The organism is Terrimonas sp., assembly GCF_003075435.1.
GTDB lineage: Bacteria > Bacteroidota > Bacteroidia > Chitinophagales > Chitinophagaceae > Agriterribacter.
On the sequence record NZ_QCZJ01000024.1, the window covers coordinates 32534 to 55107 of the forward strand.

At 40.0% G+C, this 22574-nt stretch carries 26 protein-coding genes and 1 tRNA gene; 7 read left to right on the plus strand and 20 right to left on the minus strand.

Annotation, left to right across the window (positions count from 1 at the left end):
- Positions 1-83 precede the first annotated feature (83 nt).
- A complete protein-coding gene (locus DC498_RS20390; RefSeq protein WP_116876013.1) occupies positions 84-641 on the plus strand; it encodes a PhnA domain-containing protein in 558 nt (185 codons plus the stop codon).
- A 94-nt stretch (positions 642-735) separates the two neighbouring features.
- Here the strand turns inward: DC498_RS20390 and DC498_RS20395 are convergent, their stop codons facing one another.
- The 8 genes from DC498_RS20395 to hisH form a co-directional block, all read right to left on the minus strand.
- On the minus strand, positions 736-1671 hold the full coding sequence (locus DC498_RS20395) for an NAD-dependent epimerase/dehydratase family protein (RefSeq protein WP_116876014.1): 936 nt from the start codon (positions 1669-1671) through the stop codon (positions 736-738).
- Between the two features lie 59 nt (positions 1672-1730).
- Positions 1731-2321 carry a Crp/Fnr family transcriptional regulator gene (locus tag DC498_RS20400; protein WP_116876015.1) on the minus strand — a complete coding sequence of 197 codons (591 nt, stop codon included), beginning with the start codon at positions 2319-2321 and terminating at the stop codon, positions 1731-1733.
- A 58-nt stretch (positions 2322-2379) separates the two neighbouring features.
- Entirely contained in the window at positions 2380-2775 is a 396-nt protein-coding gene (locus DC498_RS20405) for an ExbD/TolR family protein (protein WP_116876016.1), read from the minus strand.
- Between the two features lie 44 nt (positions 2776-2819).
- The gene (locus tag DC498_RS20410; protein ID WP_116876017.1) at positions 2820-3521 is read right to left on the minus strand and encodes a MotA/TolQ/ExbB proton channel family protein; all 702 of its coding nucleotides are present in this window, start codon (positions 3519-3521) and stop codon (positions 2820-2822) included.
- A 203-nt stretch (positions 3522-3724) separates the two neighbouring features.
- Complete coding sequence (gene hisF, locus DC498_RS20415) at positions 3725-4483, minus strand: imidazole glycerol phosphate synthase subunit HisF (protein ID WP_116876018.1); 759 nt, start codon at positions 4481-4483, stop codon at positions 3725-3727.
- A 28-nt stretch (positions 4484-4511) separates the two neighbouring features.
- Positions 4512-4910: a four helix bundle protein gene (locus DC498_RS20420; protein ID WP_116876019.1), complete on the minus strand. Its 399-nt coding sequence runs from the start codon at positions 4908-4910 to the stop codon at positions 4512-4514.
- A 49-nt stretch (positions 4911-4959) separates the two neighbouring features.
- On the minus strand, positions 4960-5673 hold the full coding sequence (hisA, locus tag DC498_RS20425) for a 1-(5-phosphoribosyl)-5-[(5-phosphoribosylamino)methylideneamino]imidazole-4-carboxamide isomerase (protein WP_116876020.1): 714 nt from the start codon (positions 5671-5673) through the stop codon (positions 4960-4962).
- A gap of 8 nt (positions 5674-5681) precedes the next feature.
- Positions 5682-6287: an imidazole glycerol phosphate synthase subunit HisH gene (gene hisH / locus DC498_RS20430; protein WP_116876021.1), complete on the minus strand. Its 606-nt coding sequence runs from the start codon at positions 6285-6287 to the stop codon at positions 5682-5684.
- A gap of 17 nt (positions 6288-6304) precedes the next feature.
- On the opposite strand from hisH, the gene DC498_RS20435 reads away from it, so the two are divergent.
- A tRNA-Gly gene (locus DC498_RS20435) sits at positions 6305-6377 on the plus strand.
- A 3-nt stretch (positions 6378-6380) separates the two neighbouring features.
- On the opposite strand, the gene trpA is transcribed toward DC498_RS20435, so the two are convergent.
- The 10 genes from trpA to DC498_RS20485 all read right to left on the minus strand — a co-directional run bounded on the left by trpA (position 6381) and on the right by DC498_RS20485 (position 14742).
- Positions 6381-7151, minus strand: a complete 771-nt coding sequence (gene trpA / locus DC498_RS20440; RefSeq protein WP_116876022.1) for a tryptophan synthase subunit alpha — start codon at positions 7149-7151, stop codon at positions 6381-6383.
- 116 nt (positions 7152-7267) lie between these two features.
- On the minus strand, positions 7268-8488 hold the full coding sequence (trpB, locus tag DC498_RS20445) for a tryptophan synthase subunit beta (RefSeq protein ID WP_116876023.1): 1221 nt from the start codon (positions 8486-8488) through the stop codon (positions 7268-7270).
- Positions 8489-8715: 227 nt separating this feature from the next.
- The gene (locus DC498_RS20450) at positions 8716-9204 is read right to left on the minus strand and encodes a hypothetical protein (RefSeq protein WP_133176921.1); all 489 of its coding nucleotides are present in this window, start codon (positions 9202-9204) and stop codon (positions 8716-8718) included.
- A 65-nt stretch (positions 9205-9269) separates the two neighbouring features.
- Complete coding sequence (locus DC498_RS20455) at positions 9270-9761, minus strand: GNAT family N-acetyltransferase (RefSeq protein WP_116876025.1); 492 nt, start codon at positions 9759-9761, stop codon at positions 9270-9272.
- Position 9762: 1 nt separating this feature from the next.
- A complete protein-coding gene (locus DC498_RS20460) occupies positions 9763-10395 on the minus strand; it encodes a phosphoribosylanthranilate isomerase (protein ID WP_116876026.1) in 633 nt (210 codons plus the stop codon).
- A gap of 5 nt (positions 10396-10400) precedes the next feature.
- A complete protein-coding gene (gene trpC / locus DC498_RS20465; protein ID WP_240628062.1) occupies positions 10401-11192 on the minus strand; it encodes an indole-3-glycerol phosphate synthase TrpC in 792 nt (263 codons plus the stop codon).
- Between the two features lie 71 nt (positions 11193-11263).
- Complete coding sequence (gene trpD / locus DC498_RS20470; RefSeq protein WP_116876027.1) at positions 11264-12259, minus strand: anthranilate phosphoribosyltransferase; 996 nt, start codon at positions 12257-12259, stop codon at positions 11264-11266.
- 53 nt (positions 12260-12312) lie between these two features.
- Positions 12313-12540 carry a GxxExxY protein gene (locus DC498_RS20475; RefSeq protein ID WP_116876028.1) on the minus strand — a complete coding sequence of 76 codons (228 nt, stop codon included), beginning with the start codon at positions 12538-12540 and terminating at the stop codon, positions 12313-12315.
- 113 nt (positions 12541-12653) lie between these two features.
- Positions 12654-13238 (minus strand): anthranilate synthase component II, encoded by a 585-nt coding sequence (locus tag DC498_RS20480; RefSeq protein WP_116876029.1) that lies wholly within the window; start codon positions 13236-13238, stop codon positions 12654-12656.
- A 67-nt stretch (positions 13239-13305) separates the two neighbouring features.
- Positions 13306-14742 carry an anthranilate synthase component I family protein gene (locus DC498_RS20485; protein WP_116876030.1) on the minus strand — a complete coding sequence of 479 codons (1437 nt, stop codon included), beginning with the start codon at positions 14740-14742 and terminating at the stop codon, positions 13306-13308.
- A gap of 248 nt (positions 14743-14990) precedes the next feature.
- Between DC498_RS20485 and DC498_RS20490 the strand changes: the two genes are divergently transcribed.
- Entirely contained in the window at positions 14991-16079 is a 1089-nt protein-coding gene (locus DC498_RS20490) for an acyltransferase family protein (protein WP_116876031.1), read from the plus strand.
- Positions 16080-16168: 89 nt separating this feature from the next.
- The gene (gene hisIE, locus DC498_RS20495) at positions 16169-16765 is read left to right on the plus strand and encodes a bifunctional phosphoribosyl-AMP cyclohydrolase/phosphoribosyl-ATP diphosphatase HisIE (protein WP_116876032.1); all 597 of its coding nucleotides are present in this window, start codon (positions 16169-16171) and stop codon (positions 16763-16765) included.
- A 46-nt stretch (positions 16766-16811) separates the two neighbouring features.
- Here the strand turns inward: hisIE and DC498_RS20500 are convergent, their stop codons facing one another.
- Positions 16812-17330 carry a DUF2911 domain-containing protein gene (locus DC498_RS20500; RefSeq protein WP_116876033.1) on the minus strand — a complete coding sequence of 173 codons (519 nt, stop codon included), beginning with the start codon at positions 17328-17330 and terminating at the stop codon, positions 16812-16814.
- Positions 17331-17376: 46 nt separating this feature from the next.
- Positions 17377-18105 (minus strand): pyridoxine 5'-phosphate synthase, encoded by a 729-nt coding sequence (locus DC498_RS20505; RefSeq protein WP_116876034.1) that lies wholly within the window; start codon positions 18103-18105, stop codon positions 17377-17379.
- A 127-nt stretch (positions 18106-18232) separates the two neighbouring features.
- Here DC498_RS20505 and DC498_RS20510 point away from each other — a divergent pair, with 127 nt between their 5' ends.
- The 3 genes from DC498_RS20510 (at position 18233) to DC498_RS20520 (ending at position 22485) form a co-directional block, all read left to right on the plus strand.
- The gene (locus tag DC498_RS20510; protein ID WP_116876035.1) at positions 18233-19534 is read left to right on the plus strand and encodes a DUF5690 family protein; all 1302 of its coding nucleotides are present in this window, start codon (positions 18233-18235) and stop codon (positions 19532-19534) included.
- Between the two features lie 24 nt (positions 19535-19558).
- On the plus strand, positions 19559-20671 hold the full coding sequence (locus DC498_RS20515; protein ID WP_116876036.1) for a 2-aminoethylphosphonate--pyruvate transaminase: 1113 nt from the start codon (positions 19559-19561) through the stop codon (positions 20669-20671).
- Positions 20672-20772: 101 nt separating this feature from the next.
- On the plus strand, positions 20773-22485 hold the full coding sequence (locus DC498_RS20520) for an IlvD/Edd family dehydratase (protein ID WP_116876037.1): 1713 nt from the start codon (positions 20773-20775) through the stop codon (positions 22483-22485).
- The last annotated feature ends 89 nt before the right edge of the window (positions 22486-22574 follow it).

Here is a 22574-nt window from a genome sequence, read left to right on the forward strand (position 1 = left end):
ACCAGCAGGAATTTTAATAGTGATAAAACTCACCACTACCTGTATGATATTATCCATACTTTTGCGCATTTCAAAAAAACAACATGAGTATAAGCAAAACATTAGATGAACGTTGCCAGGGAACTTGTGAACTATGCAATAATGCTCCGGCAACTGCGGAATATACAGTGAGCCCCAGGAAGGATGACGCTATAGTGAACCAGGTGGCCTTATGCGATACCTGCTTAACAGCAATAGATACGAAAGGCAATGGGGCATACTGGAGTTTTCTTGAAGGCAGTATATGGAACCCTGAGCCGTCAATACAGGCGCTGAGTTACCGGATACTGCAGTCTTACAAAGATGAGGATTGGGCCAATGATATCATCAGCTCTGTTGAACTGGATGAAAATACTGTTCAATGGGCGATGAGTGCTTTTGAAGTTGCTGATGTGCATAAGGATGTTTTTGGAAATATACTGGAGAACGGAGATAATGTTGTGCTTACCCAGGCGCTCGATGTAAAGGGCACAAGCTTTTCTGCTCCTAAAGGCACGGTTGTTAAAAAAATACGGCTTGTGCAGGATAATACCGGGCAGATAGAAGGAAAGATCAATGATCAAACCATTGTGATCCTTACCAAATATGTGAAGAAAGGATAGCTGGTGTCGTCAACCAAAGAATGTTGGTACGTTGTCGATAAACGTGAGAGGTGAGATAAACTTTCACGCCTTACATTTCACGTTTGACATAACACTACTGTAATGTTTCCTTTGCAAATTCCATTGTCTGGCGTATTCCATCTTTAAAAGAAGTAGGTGTAAACCGGAATGCTTTGTTGAATTTTTCGCTGCTGAAAAAATAATCCTGGTTATTCTGATACTGCATTTCTACCAGTTCTTTTATCTGCGTTGAAAAAAGCCCGATAACAGCCATCAGGAAGGGTCGCAATACCATATAAGAAGGTTTGCGTTTTGCTATCTGCGCAGCCAATTCAATGATTTGTTTACCGGTAAGCCGTTCGGCGGTAGTAGGTAAATGCCATACCTGGTTATACGCGCTTTCTGTATTGCCTAATATTGCTGTAGCTTTTGCAGCATCAGGTGTATAAGTGGCGCTGTGAATTTTATGCGCGTTTGATTGCCAGTTGGCGGTTTTTCCTTTTATATAGTTATTGATGACCAGGATATTCAGAATGCCATTTTTTGCGCCCGGCCCGTAAAAATCTGCGCTGCGGGCAATAATAGCTTTCAGTCCTTTTTCAGCCATTGCTTTATTAATCATTTGCACCAACTGCGCTCTCACCTTTCCTTTTTTTGAAGGGGGATTGATGGGGCTTTGCTCCGTCATACCGGGAATAGCAGTTTTGTCGTACATGTATACATTGTCAAAAAACACCAGCCTGCAATGATGTTTGATACAGGCTTCAATAACATTTTGCATAATAACAGGCCATTGCTTTTGCCATACGTTTAAGTCGTACTTTAAGCCTACGGTGAGGTAAGCTACTTCCGAACCTTTTATCGCGGCATCTGTTTCACCGGCATTAAGCAGGTTAGTGGCATATAGTTCATCATCTCCATTTACCTGTTGCGGGTTACGCGCTACCAACCTTATTTTGTTAGTGTATTGTTTTAGTTCTTTTGCTAAAAGATTACCTATATCACCGCCCGAACCTAAAATAGTTTGCATATACTGTGTTTTGTTTACGCAAAGCTATGATGGAGGGATATTGTAAACGATGATCCGGGTTAAGATTTTTGATGTTCCATGAGGCGTTTACGTATACGGCTTAAGCTTTCCGGTGCGATACCAAGAAACTGGGCTATATAGCGTTGGGGAACTCTCTGCAGTATTTCAGGTTTGTTGTGCACCAGTTCTGCAAATTGTTTTTCCGGCGAAAGGGAAAGCAATGATTTTGTACGACGGATGTTTTCTGTAGCAACATTTTCAACTACTATCCTGAAAAACTCCGCGGCAGAAGGAGAGGCTTTAATGATTTGTACCAGGTTAATGCAGGTAATGACCAGGCAGGTTGTATGTTCAAGCGCAACTATACTGGATGCAGTCCGGGATTGACGCGAAAAACTTTCAAGGTCAGTAAGAAATTCATTCTCAAAAGCAAAATTGCAGGTTCTTTCATGCCCCTCTTCTGTAACGATATATTGTCGTAATGCGCCTTTGATAATAAAGAATACTTCGTGCGCAACTTTACCTTCTTCAAGCAGCATAGCATTACGCCTGTATTGCTTTTCTTCGAAAAAAGAAAGAAAACCGGCAGCTTCATCATCAGGGAAATCAGTATGGCTTTTAATGGCAGCTATAAGCGGGTGGTGCGTCATCTTGTAAAGGTAAGCAGCGCCGGCTAATACAGGAAAACAGTGTTTTGCTGATTGCCATTTAATTAGCGCTAACCGAAGCTACGGCAGATGCTCCTAATTTTTTAGCAGTTTGTAATACCTTATATACATCACCCCAATGCCCGGCAGTGTCTGCATTTACAACAACAGAAGGTTTATCCGTTTCCCGGGCAAGAACTACTTTTAATTCTTTTTCAAGATCATCAAGTGATATTTTTTTCTGACCTATATATGCCTGGTTATTTTTATCTATAGATATCACTACGGTTTGTTTTGCTTTAGTATCACTTTTCCCTTTTGGCGCAGAAACCTTAATTACATTGGGGTTGGCCAGGGTGGAAACAATAAGAAAAAACAGCAATAATATAAACAAGATATCATTTAATGCACCCGTATGCACTTCCGCATGATCTCTTAGTTTTTTTCTTAAGTTCATTTGTTAAACCGTTTCTGTTTAAAAGAGTATATATAAAACTGATATTATCTTGTTGGCTCCTGAAGCACGTCAATAAATTCAGCGCTGGCTGCTTCCATCTTATTTACATTTTTATCAATCTGCGCGTTCAGGTAATTGTATCCAACATATGCCAGCAAGCCAATAATCAAACCACTTGCCGAGGTTACCATTTTTGTATAGATACCGCCGGCAATTGTGCTGAGCGTGTATTCGCCTGTTGAAGATATTCCATAAAATAATTGAACCATCCCCACAATTGTACCCAGAAACCCAAACATGGGAGCAATACCGGCAATAAGCGATAACACGGAAATATTCTTTTCCATCTTGTAAATCTCAAGCTTGCCAACATTTTCCATGCTTTTTTCAATAGCTTCAATAGGTTTTCCTATGCGCTGCAAGCCTTTGTCAATCATTCTTGCAACCGGGTTAAAAGTGTTTTTAGCAAGTGATCTTGCCGCAGTAACATTACCGTTTACTACATGATCCCTGATGATGCTCATAAAGTTAGCGTCAATTTTTCCGGCATTGCGTATCGCAATTAATCTCTCAAAAAAGAAGAAAATAGCAATAACCAGTAACAGTGCAAGCGGCACCATTATCCATCCCCCGGATAATAATAGATCCCAAAGACTGATTTTAGTTCCTGGCTCAGGAATACCGTGTTGCGCAGCAACCACTTTGTTTATTGAATCTGTAGCAACCTGCAAGAAAAACAATTTCATATTTTGCTTTTATTTTTTGAATTGGACAAAAGTAATGACTATTAAACAACTTTTGTTAATCGCCTGCCGAACGTGAAAATAGTGTGATTATTTTTTTGTATTGTTCGAACGGTATTCTATTAACATTTTATATAGAAAGTGGGCAATGCATAAAGTTCATTACGCTATGAACTGTTAAATTTTTAAAGAGAGATGGCAATGGGCTAAATCCTGACCTCCACAGCTTTTTCTTTTAGAAAAGCCTTAAGATCAGGAATATCAATTTCCTTAAAATGAAATATGCTTGCTGCTAAAGCCGCATCAGCTTTGCCTTCTTCAAAAACCGTTACAAAATGCTCCATTGTGCCGCCGCCGCCGCTGGCTATAACGGGAACAGGCAATTGCCCGGAAAGATCTCTTGTAATATCCAAAGCAAAGCCCTGCTTTGTTCCGTCATGATTCATAGACGTGAGCAGTATTTCCCCTGCACCAAGATCAACCGCCTGTCTTGCCCAATCTGTACACTTTGTATCTGTTTTTGTTCTGCCGCCATTAAGGTATACATACCATTCACCATCCGCTTCTTTTTTAGTATCAATTGCTAATACCACACACTGACTGCCAAATTCTTTTGCCAGTTGGTTGATAAGCTGAGGATTCTTGTATGCGGCAGTGTTTACGGATATTTTATCTGCGCCATTCTGCAATAATATGCTTACATCCTGCACACTGCTGATACCACCACCAACTGTAAAGGGAATATTAATATGATGAGATATACGGTTTGCCAGTTCGCTTAATGTTTTCCTTTTTTCTACAGTAGCGGTAATATCCAGGAAAACCAGCTCATCAGCACCCTGTTTGGCATACAATGCTCCCAACTCAACAGGATCTCCCGCATCGCGCAGGTTTACAAAGTTGGTACCTTTCACAGTTCTCCCGTCTTTTATATCCAGGCAGGGAATGATGCGTTTTGTTAACATTTGAAATTTGAAATTTGAGGTTTAAAGATCATTGCCGACTACGAAATTTCTGACCTTTTATCGGTGATTTGTTTAAATAATTCATAAATGCCGCAATTTTAGCAGAAAGTTGCTCATATTGAGAAACGGTTTCATCAAATTCTTTTTCAGATATGTATTGTTGATCAAAGGCTCTGTATAATTGTGAACGAACTTCACCACAAGAGCCTTTTGCAATTCCTAAAAAATTCAAAAATTCCAGCCTTGAAGACCGATCAAATCCTTCTGCAATATTGTCCATAACCGATCCTGCAGAAGATTTTATTTGTTCTTTGAATTTATACTCTCTTGAGAAAACTTCTTTCTGAGTGATCTGAAATATTTTTAAGGAAAGCATTCTCGATTGTTTCCAAATTTCCAGTTCTTCAAACTTTAAAATAGTAGGCATTTTATTATAAATTAGCAACAGCCTAAAACTACAAACAATAAACCACAAACTATAAACTCTTCAAATCTCCGATCTTTATTCTCCCCTCATAAATCGCTTTACCTACAATAACGCCTTTACAGCCGGCATCGCTGAGCATATGCAGGTCATCTATATTGCTTACGCCACCGCTTGCAATAAAATGCAGATCAGGAAATTTCTGAATGATGTTCTTATATAATTCCGTTGAAGGACCTTCGAGTTTTCCATCCTTGCTCACATCAGTACAAAATAATTGCTTTACACCGTGATTAATATATTTTTCAATAAAATCGTAAATCCATATATCAGTAGTTTCCAACCAGCCGGCAACCGCAATTTTTTCATCTTTTACGTCCGCGCCTAACAAAAATTTATCTGCTCCAAAAACAGTAAACCATCTTACCAGTTCCTTTTCATCTTTAACCGCGATGCTACCAACGGTAGCCAGTGCCGCTCCTGAATTAAAAACAATATTTACATCCTCTTCTTTTTTTATACCTCCGCCAAAATCAATAACAAGAGCGGTTTTGCCGGCAATGGTTTCCAATACCTTCCAGTTTTTTACCTGCCCGGCTTTGGCCCCGTCAAGGTCTACAAGATGCAGGCGTTTTATACCGGCGTCTTCAAATTGCATCGCCACCTCAAGCGGACGTTCATTGTAAATTTTCTTTTGTGCATAGTCGCCCTGTGTTAAGCGTACGCATTTTCCCTCTATAATATCTATTGCAGGTATTATTTCCATTTGTTGTTTTAGTTGATCAGTTGTGCAAAATTTTTCAATATCTGTTCTCCCACGCCGGCACTTTTTTCAGGATGGAATTGTGTTCCATAAAAATTATCCTTATGTAATGCGGAACTATAAGGAATAACATAATTGGTAGTAGCAATAGTATGCTCACCCAATGCCGCATAATAACTATGCACAAAATAGGTATAGCTGTTTTGAGGCACATTATCAAACAAAGGGCTTTTCAGATCATAAATATTGTTCCAGCCTATTTGTGGAATCTTCAGCCTGTTATCAACATTGGCAGCTTTACCAAAGTACTTAACATCTTCATCAAAGATATTCAGGCAATCCACATCATTTTCTTCAGAAAACCTGCACATTAATTGCATACCAAGGCATATACCTAATACAGGTTGTTTCAAATTTTTGATAACAATATCAAGCCCTCTTTCTTTCAAATATCTCATTGCACTGCTGGCTTCCCCAACGCCGGGAAAAATCACTTTATCCGCCTGCTGAATTTCAGCAACATCATCCGTAACCTTAGCCTGCACGCCTATCCGGTCGAGCGCATATAACACAGATTGAATATTACCGGCATTATATTTTATAATTACAAGATTCATTGTAACTTTAGTTTTATGCGGAAGTAGCTCAGTTGGCAGAGCATCAGTTTCCCAAACTGAAGGCCGCGGGTTCGAGCCCCGTTTTCCGCTCTTTTACTGCAATACTTCTTCCAGAAATTTTTTTGTTGCCTGTTTTACATCATTGTTTTGCTGCAAAGCTTTTATATAAGCGCTGCCTATAATTGCGCCGTTGGCATAATTACATGCTGATTGAAAAGTTGCTTTATCTTTTATACCAAATCCCACCAATAGCGGGTTATCCAGGTTCATTGCTTTTAACCGCTCCAGGTATACTTCCACATCGTTAAAGTTCTTGTCTTTACCTGTTGTTGAAGAAGATGAAACGGCATAAATAAAACCAGTGCTCAGCTTATCAATCTTTCTTATACGCTCCTCAGATGTTTCCGGCGTGACCAGGAAAATAAAATCGAGTCCATACTTTTTGGTTATGGCGCCATACTCTGTTTCAAATTCCCGCATCGGCACATCAGGCAAAATCAATCCATCAATGCCTGCTGCTGCCACATCCTTACAAAATTTTTCAAAGCCATATTGTAAAACAGGATTAACATAGCCCATCAGGATTACCGGCACATGAATGGTTTTGCGCATTTGCTGCAACTGGCTGATCAGTATTTTAATGGTCATGCCGTTTTGCAAAGCTACTCCGCCGCTTTCCTGTATAACCGGCCCATCCGCCAGCGGATCACTATACGGTATGCCTAATTCAATAAGATCAGCGCCATTAGCCTGCAATGCTTCCATTACTTCTATTGTACTGTTCAATGTGGGATAACCCGCAGTACAGTAGATATTCAAAACATTGTTTTGCTTTTGCTTAAATAATTGTTGTATTCTGCTCATTTCTTGATTTCTGATTTGAAATTTTAACTAAAACAACTACACCGTTTTTCTTCATTGTTTTACCTTCTCCTAAATTCCACATTCCCACATTTTCACACTCTTCCCCCATTTTCACATTAACCCTCCATTACCTTCATATACGTTGCCATATCTTTATCTCCTCTTCCGCTCAAACAGATTACTACAGTATCCTTTGGCGTTAGTTTCAGCTGATTCAATCCTGCAATAGCATGTGCGCTTTCAAGCGCAGGAATGATACCTTCCAGCCTCGTCAACTCGAACGCGGCATCCAATGCCTCTTTATCAGTAGCGCTTAAAAATATACCCCGGCCTGTTTCATATAAATGCGCATGTAATGGGCCTATACCCGGGTAATCTAATCCTGCCGAAATACTATGTGGTTCTACAACCTGTCCATCTTCGGTTTGCATTACCAAGCTCTTGCTGCCATGCAACACACCTGGTTTGCCCAACTGTGTTGTAGCTGCGCTCATGCCAGTTTTCACGCCGTGTCCTGCCGCTTCCACTGCTACAAGCTTTACAGAAAATTCCTCCAGGTAATGATAGAACGTTCCTGCAGCATTACTGCCACCACCAACACAGGCAATAACATAATCAGGTAATTCACTGCCTGTTTTTTCTTTCAACTGCCAGCGTATTTCTTCGCTGATAATACTCTGAAACCTCGCCACCATATCAGGATAAGGATGCGGACCCACCACACTGCCGATTATATAATGCGTATCAACAGGATTGTTGATCCAGTCGCGTATCGCTTCATTGGTAGCGTCTTTTAGTGTTTTACTACCGCTTGTTGCAGGCACCACAGTAGCGCCAAGCATCTTCATACGGGCAACATTGGGTGCCTGGCGCTCAATATCTTTTTCACCCATATACACCAAACACTGCATATTCATCAAAGCACAAACTGTTGCTGTTGCCACGCCGTGTTGCCCTGCACCTGTTTCTGCAATAATCCGATGCTTGCCCAAACGCCTCGCCAATAAAATCTGCCCGATAGTATTATTGATCTTATGCGCACCGGTATGATTCAGGTCTTCGCGTTTCAGAAATATAGTGCTGTTATGTTTTTCGCTCAACCGTTTTGCATGATATAACGGTGACGGACGGCCGACATAATCCTTCAGCAGATCCCTGAACGCTGTTTGAAAACCTTCATCATACATGATTTTCAAATACTGTTCTTTCAGCTCCTCCACATTCGGATGCAGCATTTCTGGAATATATGCCCCGCCAAAATGCCCATAATATCCGAATATATCCGGCTGCTGAAATGTGCCTTTGTATTGCCCTAATATTGTTGTTCGGTTAATCATCTTGTTTTATTTGCTGTCCGAAGTCGGAGATTTCGGACTTTTTATGTTCTTCATAGTCCCCGGCTATGAAATATGTTTTTATGTTCCCGGCTTCCGCAATCCTGCTCATCAGCTGTCGCGTCGCACTCTTATACAATAACAATTCTATTCAGCAGAATTAAAACACTTCAACTACTTCCCATTCCATGGTTCGTGTCTCACGAACCATGGAATGGAGATTTAAATACTTACCCTGCTTTCCCATCTATTAGTCTTGGCTTTACCAATAATGTTCTAACTATTATATCTATCCAAATCCAAATCTGGTAATATATTGGCAAATAAATTAACTGGTTTAAAAATGGATTTAATCCCATAACAAATACCCTACGAATTTTTTCAAGAAAAAAATATGGAAAAACAACAAAGGGAGTAGTGAGAATAACGAGTACTATATAAAGCATTATCCTTCCCCGCATAAAAGTTCCGTAAACATTTATTACACTTCTAAAAACAAAAAACTGTACAACGAGATAAAGCACAGCATTCAAAATATAAGGAAAGGATTGCTGCATTTCTGCTTCGTTTATAGTGTTCGAATAATCATAATATCTCCTCGGCATACCACCTACTCCATCACTCATAGTTTCAAGGTCAAAAAATGGGAACCTGATAAAGAGCAATGCTATAATTATTGCTATCACTAATGATAAAATTGTATAATAAACTGGTTTCATAATTTTCACGCAATGGCTCGTGTCTCGAACCATAACTGCATAGACTTCGTACAACTAATCAGTAACTACAATATCAATTGCATAAACTTCAGATCAAGCCATTTATCAAACTTCCAGCCCACCTGCTTAAAATGTGCCACTTCTTCAAAGCCAAAACGCCGGTGCATTTTTAAGCTAACCTCATTATCCGCATCTATACCCGACACAATCGTATGCATTCCCAATGCTCTCGAAGCATTAATTAATGGCTGCATTAGCAGTTTGCCAATACCTTTTCCCTGTTGATCCGCCCGCACATATATCGCATTTTCCACAGTAAATTTATAGGCGGCCCATGCCCTGAATGGGCCTATCGAGCTAAACCCAACTACCTCGTTGTTGTCTTCAGCAACAAATACCGGGAAGTTTTGCTGCTTTTTTGTTTCAAACCATTGCCGGCGCATTTCAAAACTATGCGGTTCATAATCATATACAGCGGTGGTGTACACAATAGCATAGTTGTATATATCCAGTATCACCTGTATATCATTATCTGTTCCAAGTCTTACCTGTGCCATATTATTTTAGTACTTGGGCAAATGTCTTTATCATTTCCATATTCTTTACTCCCGGTCTTGTTTCAAATTTGCTGTTGACATCAATTGCAAAAATTTCCTGGCTGTGATTACCCGCCGCAAATGCTTTAACGGCTTCCACATCATCAATACCAATTCCCCCGCTCAGTAAAAAAGGTTTATTGATCTCTGCCTGTTCCAGGATTTTCCAGTCAAATTTTTTTCCACTGCCGCCATAGGTTGACCAATCCGTATCAAACAAATAGAGATCGCTCACATTTCCATATTCCCTGATCTTCCATTCAATATTATCGCCTTCTTTGATCCTGAATACTTTTATGGTAGGCACCTGCAGGCTGACTTTTTCACAAAACTTCGGTGATTCATCGCCATGTAGCTGAACCATGTGCAGCCCGTATTGTTCAACATAATTCATCACTTCATCATAATCCGCGTTTACAAATACGCCCACTTTATTAATATTGAGCTTTGCCTTTTTCAATTGCTCAGGATTGATTTTATTTACCACATATCTCGGCGATTTGTGATAAAATATAAATCCGGCAAATTCAACGCCCATTTCATCCAGGGCATGCACCTGTTCAAGTTGTGTATTTCCGCAAACTTTAATTCTCATCTTGTTCAGCCTTTAAGTTGCTTAACAAATGAGGCAAATGCAATCTGTGGGCTGGTGGATTTCATAAAATTTTCGCCAATCAGAAAACCTTTAAAGCCATGCCTTTTTAATTCAAGTATTGTATTTATCTCACTTATGCCGCTCTCGGAAATTTTAAATTTATCGGCCGGAATCTTAGCGCTTAAATCTATTGATGTTTGAATGCTCACTTCAAAAGTTTTCAGGTTCCGGTTGTTTACGCCAACAATATCTACTTCGTCACAAATATGTGCTAGCTCTTCTTCGTTATGAATTTCGAGCAATACTTCCAATCCAAGATTTTTTGCCGCTCTTGCAAGCTGCTTAACCTGGTGAATCGTTAAATTCGCTGCAATCAACAATATCACATCAGCACCAATTGATTTTGCTTCTGTCAACTGGTATTCATCAATCATAAAATCTTTACGCAATACCGGCACTTCATTTATTCTTGCTTTTTCAAGATCAGCAAAACTTCCCCCAAAAAACTGCTCATCTGTTAATACCGATAATCCTGACGCGCCATTATCCGCATAAGCTTTTGTAACAATTGCCGCATCTGCATCTGCGTTTATCCACCCTTTTGATGGCGACTTTCTTTTAAACTCCGCTATTATGCCTGTCCGGTTTTCATCTGCCAGGAACTTTTTTAGGGAAAGTATATCCCTTTTGAAATATACAGACTGCTCCAATAGAAACACAGGGGTTTTTAATTTCCGTTCTTCTACTTCTATCTTCTTTTGGGCTATTATGGTATCTAAAATGTTCATTATTTTCATTTGTGATTTGAAGTTTATAGTTTGTTGTTAGCGCTTCACATTTAAACTTCAAACTATAAACTATAAACAAACTATCTCTGCATTCCCACCAACTTCTTCAATGCTCCCAATGCTTTTCCGCTTTCCAGGCTTTCTACCGCCGCAAGATACGCATCATTATAGTTTTTGTAAGCGCCTGTACAATGTAATGCCATCGCTGCATTTGCAAAAACTACTGCATTTTGTGCCCAGGTGCCTTCGCCATTTAATATCGTCATGAACATTTTTGCCGCTTCCTCCACCGTGTTTCCTCCATATATATCCATGGCCGCTACCATTCGCTTGCCCAATTGTTCAGGTGTCATTATCCATTCGCCTTCGTTGGTGATCACTTTGGTGTCATTGGTCAGCGAAATTTCATCATAGCCATCAAGACCGTGTATGATGGTAAAAGGCTTGCCTGTCTGTTGTAAAAGATAGTTATATATTCTGCCCATCTCCAGGTTATACACACCAACCAATTGATATGCAGGCCGGGCCGGGTTCACCATCGGTCCAAGCATATTAAAAAAAGTCCGGATACCTAAATTTTTCCTGATAGCACCAACAGCTTTTAATGCCGGGTGAAATAAAGGCGCATGCAGAAAACATATATTAGCCTCTTCAATTTCTCTTTTCAGGTCATCAGTTCCTGATTTAAACCTGTAGCCTATTTGCTCCATTACGTTTGACGCGCCGCTTACAGAAGTAGCGCCGTAGTTACCATGCTTGGCAACTTTATGTCCTGCACCTGCAACAACAAAACATGACAGCGTAGAAATATTAAAGGTATTTTTACCATCGCCGCCGGTGCCAACTATATCAACCACATTGTATTCATCAACCGGCACTGGCACACATAGCTCCAGCAATGCATCCGCAAAGCCCTGTAATTCATCAATGGTAATGGTACGCATGAGGTATACTGTAACAAAAGAAGTAACCTCACTTTCGTTATATGCTCCTTTGGAAATATTTAACAACACTTCTTTTGCCTGCTGGCGGGAGAGTGTTTTGTATTCAAAAAGGTATTGTAATATCTTCTTCATAACTGGGATTGTGAGATTAATGTGATTTTGGGATATTGGATTAAATATTTAATCTAATGGTGGCTTACAAAAAAATCAACTCTTCTGCTTCCTACTTTTTGACTCATACAGTATACATCCATATTAAATTCTCTTTCAAACGAAAGTCCAAGTGCTCTTAATTCAAGCGCCAGTGCTCTTTGATAAATCACTTCGGGAAAGCCATTGCCAAGCGTATTGTGTATTCTTAAACATGCTCCTATTATTTTTTCGGTGATATCACCATATTTATATTCCGGCATTTTTCATGGGTTTAGCGTTAATATCATGTATTGATTTTATACATTCTTATCTCAAAAAAATTATCAAATCATCTCACTCACCCCAATCATCCTACACATCTCACTCATCTCATTCATCTCAGTCCAAGCCAGTTCCTCATAATCGCCTCTCCATCCGGCGTCAATACACTCTCCGGGTGGAATTGCACACCCTGTACATCATATTTCTTATGCTGCAATGCCATAATAAAATTGTTTTCATCTCTTGCCGTTACTTCAAGCTCTCCGGGAAAACTTTCATCTGCCACCACCCATGAATGGTAGCGGCCAACATCAATCGTATCACTCAAGCCGGCAAACAATCCGCTTCTTTTGCCACTATTATCTGTGGCTATATATACCGGTAATGACACGCCATGATATACAGTACTCAAATTGATCAGCTTACCACCAAATGCTTGGACTATTGCCTGGTGGCCAAGACAAACACCGAGTATTGATTTTTTTGCAGCATATTCTTTTATCAAAGGCAATAATAATCCTGCTTCTTCAGGTATGCCGGGACCCGGTGAGAGAATAATCTTATCATATTCGTCAACTTTCTCAAGACTGATCTGGTCGTTACGATATACATCTACTTTCTGGTGCAATATCTTTTCTACAAGATGTACCAGGTTATAGGTAAAGGAATCATAATTATCAAAAACCAATATTTTCATTGCTGTAAACTTTAAAGTAAGGTGTATGGTATAAGGTGTAGGGCATAAGGTGTAAAAATTTCAAATCTCAAATCCCTTCCGCCATCTCCACCGCTTTCTTCAGCGCGTTCAACTTATTATTTACTTCCTGTAATTCGCTTTCCGGTTTTGATGCAGCTACCACACCGGCGCCGGCCTGCGATATAAGCGTATTATGCCTGCTGAGGAAAGTGCGTATCATAATAGCGTGATTACAACTCCCGTTAAAGCCCATAAAACCTATTGCGCCGCCATAATAACTTCTTGCCGTTGATTCATAGCTATCTATTAACTGCATGGCTTTGAATTTTGGCGCGCCGCTTAATGTACCTGCAGGAAAAGTTGTTGCCAGTAATAAAAAAGGATTTGTTCCAGGTTTTACATTCCCGTTTACTTCGCTCACCAAATGAATTACGTGAGAGTAATACTGCACCTGGCGATAATGTTTCACTTTAACTTCATCACATAAACGGCTCAGATCATTACGTGCCAGGTCAACCAGCATCACATGCTCCGCGTTTTCTTTTGCATCGTTCAATAGTCTTTCCGCTGCCTGCTGGTCTGTTTCATCATCACCTGTTCTTTTAAAGGTGCCGGCAATAGGATGCACAACAGCTTTCCCGTTTTTTATGATCAACTGGCTTTCGGGCGATGAACCAAGCAGTTTATAATCTCCATAATCAAAATAAAAAAGATAAGGTGATGGATTGATATTGCGCAATGCCCTGTACACATTGAACTCATCACCGGTAAATTTTTGCTCAAAGCGACGGCTTAATACAATCTGGAAAACATCACCGCGATAACAGCTTTGTATTCCTTTTTTCACCATTGCTATATAATCATCATCCGTCATGTTAGAGGTTTCTTCTCCCTTGATTTTAAAAGGAAATACGGGAACATCTTTACTCCTGATTAAAGATTCAATAACAGCTATATCACTTTGCAACCCTTCAATCTCATTTTCGCAGATATACATTTCGCTTTTAAAATGATTGATGGCTATAACGTACTGGTATAAACGATATCGCATCAGCGGAATGCCTTTATCATCAGCAGCCCTGCCGGTTTCAAACTTCTTTTTTTCATTAAATTTTATACTGTCAAAAAACTGCACGGCGTCAAAAGTGGTATAACCATATAAGCCCTGTACAAGAGCCGCTATTTTTTCTTTGGACGGTTCTACCTCAAACCGCTGCATAAAACCCCAGAGAATACCGGGTACTTCCGAGGGGTTGGCAATAGAAAGTTTTTCAGGTTTTTGGTTGGGCAACTTAAACTCAACAGAGGAAGTGTTTGTTATTTCCATGCCGGCAATAGCATTTATACCAATAAAGGAGTAACTGTTTTCAGCCGCATGATAGTCGGTGCTTTCAAGCAAAACCGTATCTCTGAAACGGTCTCTCACCCTCAGGTATATACCTACCGGTGTATGCACATCTGAAAGCATTTTTCTGCAATTGGTTCTTATGGCGATCTTCTTCATATTAAAATTTACCAGTGATAGTCAACAAAAAACCCCGGATGAACCGGGGCTTAATATTATAAAGTAGTAATAAATACAATACCAGCATTACAAGCCCCTGAGAGAGTTTGTATGCCACCACCAATATTTATTTACTGTATTATTTCTCATTGCGGGCACAAATATTCGATGCTTTTTTGATAAAAAAAAATTTTTGACTTACTTTTTCAGAATTATTTACTGCTTCATTCAATATAATCATCCCTAACATGCTTCCAAAAAGATTACAATCATTAGATTTTTTACGTGGTTTTATAATGGTGCTGCTTGCGCTGGAAAGCGCCGGATTATACAGTATCATGTCACACAATTCTGAAGGTTCATGGTTTCATAACATTGCTGTGCAATTTCACCACCACCAGTGGAACGGATTGCATTTCTGGGATTTGATACAACCAGGCTTCATGTTTATTGCAGGTACGGCAATGGCATATTCCATACATAGTCAACAGCAAAAAGGCATACCCTGGTCGCAATCTTTTCGTAAAGCACTGAAAAGAAGTGGCTGGTTGTTTTTTTGGGGTGTGTTGAATTATGCTGTAAGGAAAAGCGGGCTTTCGTTTGAGCTATGGAATGTGCTCACGCAACTTTCGTTTACAATGCTTGTAGCATTCCTGATCTTCAGATTTTCCTATAGCACGCAAATTGCAATATCAATAGGTATATTGTTGTTGACAGAAATATTATATCGCTTTACCCATGTACCGGGATTTGACCAGCCGTTTACTGACCAGCAAAATTTTGGCAATTATGTTGATCTGTTACTGATGAATAAAATAAATAAAGGTGGATGGGTAGCCATCAACTGTTTACCTACGGCCGTACACACTATTGCCGGCGCGCTTGCAGGTAAGCTGCTGCTGAGTAACGATACCCGTAAGGTGAGCAGGTTAGTGTTATGGGGTATTATTACGCTTGCAGCGGGTTTTGCGTTAGACTGGCTTCACATTACACCCATCATCAAAAAAATAGCGACAACTTCATTTACGCTGGCATCATTAGGCTGGTGTTTGCTGGCACTGGCTTTTTGTTATTGGTGGATTGATATTAAGAATCATCGTAAATACCTTTTCTTTTTCACCGTGGTGGGAATGAACTCCATTTTTATTTACCTGTTTTTTGAAATTGTAGGCGACAGGTGGTTTAATGATTATGTTGGCGCAGTTACCAACGGATTGATGAGCATGGCACACTTCCCTCCATTACTAATGGACCTGGTAACCTGTTTCACTATTTTCGGGCTTGAGTGGGGGTTATGTTATTTCCTGTATAAGAAGAAGATTTTTTTCAGGTTGTAATGGATGCTTCAACTGTTATTATATTACAAATAGCAATAACTCCAAATAACAAATGAAATGATGTAATTTGCGGCATTTATTTTTTATAAATGAAAATTGATTTTAAAAAATACAGCGATGGTCTGGTTCCTGCCATTGTACAGGATAATGAAACCATGAAAGTGCTGATGCTCGGTTTTATGAATGAGGCTGCATGGAATACTACTATGCAAACAGGTAAAGTAACCTTTTTCAGCAGGAGCAAAAAAAGGCTCTGGACAAAAGGAGAAGAGAGTGGCAATTTCCTTGAATTGAAATCTGCCGCAGTAGATTGTGACAACGATACTTTATTGATAAAAGCGCATCCGCTTGGCCCGGTTTGCCATACTGGTGCAGATACCTGCTGGGATGAAAAAAATCATAAAGATGATTTCCTGTATTACCTGGAAGGTATAATTGAATTGCGTAAAAAAGCCTCTCCCGATGAATCGTATGTAGCTAAACTTTTTACAAAAGGTATCAATAAAATAGCGCAAAAAGTAGGAGAGGAAGCTGTAGAAACAGTAATTGAAGCAAAGGATAATAATGAAGAGCTGTTTCTGAATGAATCAGCTGATCTGTTGTTTCACTATCTTATATTGCTGAATGCGAAGGGGTACAGGCTGAAAGATATTGTAGCAGTGCTTGAAAAGCGTCATTCAAAATAAAAAATCCCCCGATAATTTACCGGGGGATTTTTCTATAAAAAGAATATTACTTCACGGCAAAATCTGTCTTTGTATCTCCCCATAATAAACTCACTTTACCATCTTTGTCAATATTAATGGTAAATGTTTCTGTAAAAGCAGGTGCTTTACTAACAGGTACTTTCACACGTAGCACATCATCAGCCTCATTGTATTTAAATGCACCCCATTGTTTCCATGTTTTGTTAAAGATGATGGTCCATTCCTGATCACCGGCAATGGTAAATAAACCATATTTTCCGGCAGGCAGTTTTTGACCTTCAACAGTAATGTCTTTATCGGTTTCAAATACAGTTGCTTCGTTAGCGCCTGTACGCCAAACCTTACCTGGTAATGGTTCAAGGTCTTTACCGATTGTTCTGCCTTTTACAGATGGCTGGCTATAATTAATAGTAATTGTAGCGCCTGAAGTAATTGTTTCAGATGCTTTGGCCGGAGGGCTTGCAGGTTTCTTATCCTGGGCGCAGGCTACACCTGCAATAAGCATCGTTGCCGCTACCAAGGGCATAAAAAGAGATCTTTTCATATTGTTGTAGTTTTAAATATTTAGAAAACAATATTCATGCCACCGGTTAAATGTGTAGTTGCCGCTTATATAATTGCACTGTATTTTCCAGTCCAAGATATAGCGCATCGCTGATGAGCGCATGCCCTATTGACACTTCATCTAACCAGGGAATATGTTGTTTGAAAAACTTCAGGTTGTGCAAATCAAGATCATGACCTGCATTTAATCCCAATCCTAAAGCCTTTGCTGTTGTTGCAGCAGCAAGATATGGAATAACGGACTGCTGCGGGTTGCGTAAAAATGCGCTGGCATATCCTTCGGTATATAGTTCAATCCTGTCTGTGCCGGTAGCAGCCGCGCCCTCTACCATTTCAACAACAGGATCCACAAAAATTGAAACACGTATTCCTGCTTTTTTGAATACACTGATCATTTCTGTTAAATATGCTTTATTTTTTATGGTGTCCCATCCGTGGTCGCTGGTAATTTGCCCAAGATCATCAGGAACCAATGTTACCTGGTGTGGCCGGGTTTCAAGCACGAGGTCAATAAATTTTTGTTCCCTGCAATTACCTTCAATATTGAACTCTGTAGTAATGATTTTTCTTATCTCTCTTACATCGCTGTAGCGGATATGCCTTTCATCGGGGCGGGGATGAACCGTTATACCGTCGGCACCAAAGCGCTCAATAGCTACAGCTGATTTTAATACATCGGGATTATTACCACCCCTGCTGTTACGGAGCGTGGCAATTTTGTTTATGTTTACGGAGAGTTTTGTAGTATGATTCATAGGCAAATGTACTCCTTATATTTTCTTTTTGTTAAGCCGTAGTATTGAACTGAAATTTGAATATATTTACAAAGGCTAAACAAGGTTTAATTATTGTAAAACGGAGCTGCCTGCTAAAAATTGACTGATGCAATCTATTCAACGACTTCTCAACACATCAAAACCATTTTTTATTGCATGGTGCATGCTGGCGGCTTTCGGCACATATTTTTGTATGTATGCCTTCAGGAAACCTTTTAATGCGGGTATATACGAGGGATTAACACTTTGGGATATTCATTATAAAACCATCCTCATTATTTCGCAGGTGTTTGGTTATATGTTGTCCAAATTCATGGGCATAAAAGTTATTTCCGAATTGAAATCAACCAGCCGCACCAAACTTATTATCGGGTTGATCCTTTTTGCGGAAATAGCTTTACTGCTTTTCGGGTTTGTACCGCATCCTTATAATTTTATCTGCCTTTTCCTCAACGGGCTGCCGCTCGGTATGATATGGGGGATTGTATTCAGCTATCTCGAAGGAAGAAAATTTACAGAGATACTTGCTATAGGTTTAAGTATCAGCCTTATTGTTTCATCAGGCATTTTAAAAACATTGTATTTTGACGTAAGAGAATGGTTCCCTTTTGTAAGTGAGTTCTGGATGCCATTTACTATGGGATTGCTTTTTCTCCCGCTATTTTTTTTATTTGTATGGATGCTATCCGTAATACCTGCTCCGTCGGAGGAAGATATATTGGCAAGAGCGCCGCGGCGTCCTATGAATAATGAAGATAAAAGAACGGTATTCAGAAATTATGGGCTTGGTGTGTTATGCTATATTATACTGTATACTTTTCTTGCTACGCTCAGGGATTTTCGCGACAATTTCGCAGTTGAAATATGGAATGAGGTTGATCCTTCATTTAATAAGAATGTATTTACACAAACAGAAGCTATTGCCAGCGTTATTGTGCTGGCAGCTATAGGAAGCCTTTCAGCGATAAAAAATAATTTCAAAGGCTTCTGGTCGGTAAACAGTATTATAGCCATTGGTTTTCTTATAAGCGGACTGTCTACGCTTTTATTCCAGCTGCATAAAATTTCTCCCTTTTTGTGGATGTTTTTATTGGGTACCGGGCTCTTCCTGGCTTATATGCCCATGCAGATCGCGTTATTTGAACGTATGATCGCTTTTTTCAGGATAAAAGCCAACGCCGGTTTTTTTGTGTATATGTGCGATTCTATAGGTTACCTGGGCAGTGTGGTACTAATGTTGTATAAGGAGTTTTTTATGAAAGATCTTCAATGGTCGCTGGTATTAATAAAATTTACATACCTGCAGGCAATACTTTCGCTGGCACTGCTTGCGGTGGCTTGTATCTTCTTTTTTAAAACCGCGAAAAGAAAAAATATTACAGAAGCCGGTATTATAACCAGCGCATAAATTTTTAAAATTAAAAAGTTATATATGTCACGTTCTGCTTTATTATTTACACCGGGGCCATTATCTACATCAAGCACTGTAAAAGAAGCCATGCTTGAAGATATGGGATCGAGGGATCATGCATTTGTGAAAGCCGTGAAAGATATCCGCGAAGGATTACTGAAGCTTGCGCATGCACCGAAAGAAGAAGGATATGAGTGCGTGATCATGCAGGGTTCAGGTACTTTTGGCGTGGAAAGTGTGATAAGCAGCGTAGTGGGAGAAAAAGACAAGCTGCTGATACTGGCTAATGGCGCTTATGGTGAGCGTATTGCGAAAATGGCTAAAATACATAAGCTCAATCATGCAGTATTACGCTTTGACGAAGACAGTATAGTAACGCCGGAAGCAGTGGAAGCATTTTTAAAAGACAATAATGATATTACACATGTTGCGTGTATTCATAGTGAAACAACAACAGGACTGTTTAATCCTGTTGGTGATATTGGAGCAGTATGCAAAAAATACAATAAGGTATTTATAGTAGACGCGATGAGTAGTTTTGGCGGTGTGGTAATGGATATGGTAGCATTGTATATTGATTTTCTTGTATCATCTTCCAACAAATGTATAGAAGGTGTTCCGGGTTTTGCATTTGCCTTATGTAAAAAATCCGAGCTTGAAAAAGCTAAGGGACAGGCAAGAAGTTTGAGCCTTGATCTATATGATCAATGGTATGGTCTTGAAACGAACGGTCAGTTCAGGTTTACACCACCCACACTAAGCATTATGGCTTTTCAGCAGGCGATGAAGGAACTGGAAGAGGAAGGTGGTATATCTGCAAGAGAAGAAAGATATAAAACGAATAAAAAAATACTGGATGAAGGCATGCACCAGCTGGGCTTTCAGCAATACCTCTCTCCGGAAATACAGGGTCACATCATTACTTCATTCTTATATCCTGATTCTCCTGATTTTAAATTCGATCGTTTTTACAATAAATTAAATGAAAGAGGATTTGTAATATATCCCGGTAAATTAAGTAAGGCTGATGCCTTCCGTATAGGTAATATAGGGCAGATATTTCCGGATGATGTAAGGGCATTACTGAAAGCGATTGAAGAAGTGATGAAGGAAGAGGGAGTGGGTGTTAATTGATGGGTTTGGTTTGAAGTTTATAGTTTGTAGTTTATAGTTGTGTAAACCACAAACTTCCAACTCTTAACTTTCCCTATCTTTACCCGAAAGGATTGTTCCGCATGAATAAAAAACTCCGCAGTCAAAACTGGTTTGGCAAAAAAGGGAAGGATGGGTTTATATACCGCGCCTGGATGAAGAACCAGGGTATTCCCAATTATGAATTTAAAGGCAAGCCTGTTATAGGTATTTGTAATACATGGTCTGAGCTTACACCCTGTAATGCACATTTCAGGGAGCTTGCTGAATCGGTGAAAAGAGGCATTTCCGAAGCTGGTGGTTTCCCGGTAGAGTTCCCGGTTATGTCGCTGGGTGAAACGCTTATTAAGCCTACGGCTATGCTTTACCGTAACCTTGCCAGTATGGATGTGGAAGAATCTATCAGGGCAAATCCTATAGATGGAGTAGTACTGTTATGCGGTTGTGACAAAACTACGCCTTCACTTGTAATGGGTGCATGCAGCGTTAATATTCCAACCATTGTGGTATCAGGTGGACCAATGTTAACGGGAAAATATAAAGGAAAGAATATTGGCACAAGCGATATATGGCGTTTCAGCGAAGCGGTACGTTCAGGGCACATGTCGGAAGAGGAAATGGAAGTTACAGAAGCATGTATGGCACGCAGTCGCGGGCATTGCGCTGTAATGGGCACTGCTTCAACCATGGCCTGTATGGTTGAGTCGCTTGGTTTGTCTTTGCCCGAAAATGCCGCCATACCTGCTGCCGATTCACGCAGGAAAGTACTGGCACAGCTTTCGGGTATACGTATTGTTGAAATGGTGAATGAAGATCTGAAACCAACGGATATCCTTACCCGAAAGGCATTTGAAAATGCTATAAAAGTGAATGCTGCCATAGGTGGCTCTACCAATTTCGTATTGCATTTGCTGGCTATAGCTGGCAGGGTAGGAGTAGCGCTTTCATTGAAAGATTTTGATGTGCATTCTGATGATATTCCGCTTATCGCCAATCTTCAGCCTTCCGGCGAACATTTTGTGGAAGATCTCTATTATGCAGGAGGGCTTCCTGCTGTGATGAAAGAAATTCTTCCATCATTACATAAAGACGCGTTAACCGTTAACGGGAAAACAGTTGGAAAAAACTGCAGCAGTGTTGCGTGCTATGATCGTAATGTGATTGCAACTGCTGAGCAACCGTTTAATGATATATCAGGTATTGTTGTTGTAAAAGGGAACATTTGTGAAGAAGGCGCTGTGCTGAAACCTTCTGCCGCAAGTCCGCATTTATTAAAACATAGCGGCAAAGCCGTGGTATTTGAAGATATAGAAGATTATAAAAACCGTATTGATGACCCCAATCTTGATATTGACGAAAACAGCGTGATGGTACTGAAAAATGTTGGGCCGAAAGGATACCCCGGAATGCCCGAAGTAGGCAATATGGGATTACCCAAAAAAGTACTGGCAAAAGGTATTACTGATATGGTGCGTATTTCAGATGGCAGAATGAGTGGAACAGGATTTGGTACCGTTGTGCTGCATGTTTCTCCGGAAGCTGCGGCAGGTGAAAATTTTTCTGTAGTGAAGGATGGTGATATGATTACACTGGATGTAGAAAAACGGATATTGCAGGCCGATGTAAGTGATGAAGAATTTGCAAAACGTAAAAAAGAAAAGCAGCAGGTAGTCACATCATATACCAGGGGATATGTGAGCTTATATATTAATCATGTGGAGCAGGCGCACCTCGGCGCCGATTTTGATTTCTTAAAAGGGTCATCGGGAAGCGAAGTAACAAGAGATTCTCATTAGGGGGAAGCTGTCAGCGATCAGCTATCGGCGGTGGGCAGTGGGTAAATTGCCATTCGCTATTGACCATTCACCATTGACTATTCACCATT

Excerpts from the sequence above, each read along its gene's own strand:
- DC498_RS20390 (WP_116876013.1), top strand. The coding sequence starts at position 84 with ATGAGTATAAGCAAAACATTAGATGAACGTTGCCAGGGAACTTGTGAA.
- DC498_RS20395 (WP_116876014.1), bottom strand. The coding sequence starts at position 1,671 with ATGCAAACTATTTTAGGTTCGGGCGGTGATATAGGTAATCTTTTAGCA.
- DC498_RS20400 (WP_116876015.1), bottom strand. The coding sequence starts at position 2,321 with ATGACGCACCACCCGCTTATAGCTGCCATTAAAAGCCATACTGATTTC.
- DC498_RS20405 (WP_116876016.1), bottom strand. The coding sequence starts at position 2,775 with ATGAACTTAAGAAAAAAACTAAGAGATCATGCGGAAGTGCATACGGGT.
- DC498_RS20410 (WP_116876017.1), bottom strand. The coding sequence starts at position 3,521 with ATGAAATTGTTTTTCTTGCAGGTTGCTACAGATTCAATAAACAAAGTG.
- hisF (WP_116876018.1), bottom strand. The coding sequence starts at position 4,483 with ATGTTAACAAAACGCATCATTCCCTGCCTGGATATAAAAGACGGGAGA.
- DC498_RS20420 (WP_116876019.1), bottom strand. The coding sequence starts at position 4,910 with ATGCCTACTATTTTAAAGTTTGAAGAACTGGAAATTTGGAAACAATCG.
- hisA (WP_116876020.1), bottom strand. The coding sequence starts at position 5,673 with ATGGAAATAATACCTGCAATAGATATTATAGAGGGAAAATGCGTACGC.
- hisH (WP_116876021.1), bottom strand. The coding sequence starts at position 6,287 with ATGAATCTTGTAATTATAAAATATAATGCCGGTAATATTCAATCTGTG.
- trpA (WP_116876022.1), bottom strand. The coding sequence starts at position 7,151 with ATGAGCAGAATACAACAATTATTTAAGCAAAAGCAAAACAATGTTTTG.
- trpB (WP_116876023.1), bottom strand. The coding sequence starts at position 8,488 with ATGATTAACCGAACAACAATATTAGGGCAATACAAAGGCACATTTCAG.
- DC498_RS20450 (WP_133176921.1), bottom strand. The coding sequence starts at position 9,204 with ATGAAACCAGTTTATTATACAATTTTATCATTAGTGATAGCAATAATT.
- DC498_RS20455 (WP_116876025.1), bottom strand. The coding sequence starts at position 9,761 with ATGGCACAGGTAAGACTTGGAACAGATAATGATATACAGGTGATACTG.
- DC498_RS20460 (WP_116876026.1), bottom strand. The coding sequence starts at position 10,395 with ATGAGAATTAAAGTTTGCGGAAATACACAACTTGAACAGGTGCATGCC.
- trpC (WP_240628062.1), bottom strand. The coding sequence starts at position 11,192 with ATGAAAATAATGAACATTTTAGATACCATAATAGCCCAAAAGAAGATA.
- trpD (WP_116876027.1), bottom strand. The coding sequence starts at position 12,259 with ATGAAGAAGATATTACAATACCTTTTTGAATACAAAACACTCTCCCGC.
- DC498_RS20475 (WP_116876028.1), bottom strand. The coding sequence starts at position 12,540 with ATGCCGGAATATAAATATGGTGATATCACCGAAAAAATAATAGGAGCA.
- DC498_RS20480 (WP_116876029.1), bottom strand. The coding sequence starts at position 13,238 with ATGAAAATATTGGTTTTTGATAATTATGATTCCTTTACCTATAACCTG.
- DC498_RS20485 (WP_116876030.1), bottom strand. The coding sequence starts at position 14,742 with ATGAAGAAGATCGCCATAAGAACCAATTGCAGAAAAATGCTTTCAGAT.
- DC498_RS20490 (WP_116876031.1), top strand. The coding sequence starts at position 14,991 with ATGCTTCCAAAAAGATTACAATCATTAGATTTTTTACGTGGTTTTATA.
- hisIE (WP_116876032.1), top strand. The coding sequence starts at position 16,169 with ATGAAAATTGATTTTAAAAAATACAGCGATGGTCTGGTTCCTGCCATT.
- DC498_RS20500 (WP_116876033.1), bottom strand. The coding sequence starts at position 17,330 with ATGAAAAGATCTCTTTTTATGCCCTTGGTAGCGGCAACGATGCTTATT.
- DC498_RS20505 (WP_116876034.1), bottom strand. The coding sequence starts at position 18,105 with ATGAATCATACTACAAAACTCTCCGTAAACATAAACAAAATTGCCACG.
- DC498_RS20510 (WP_116876035.1), top strand. The coding sequence starts at position 18,233 with ATGCAATCTATTCAACGACTTCTCAACACATCAAAACCATTTTTTATT.
- DC498_RS20515 (WP_116876036.1), top strand. The coding sequence starts at position 19,559 with ATGTCACGTTCTGCTTTATTATTTACACCGGGGCCATTATCTACATCA.
- DC498_RS20520 (WP_116876037.1), top strand. The coding sequence starts at position 20,773 with ATGAATAAAAAACTCCGCAGTCAAAACTGGTTTGGCAAAAAAGGGAAG.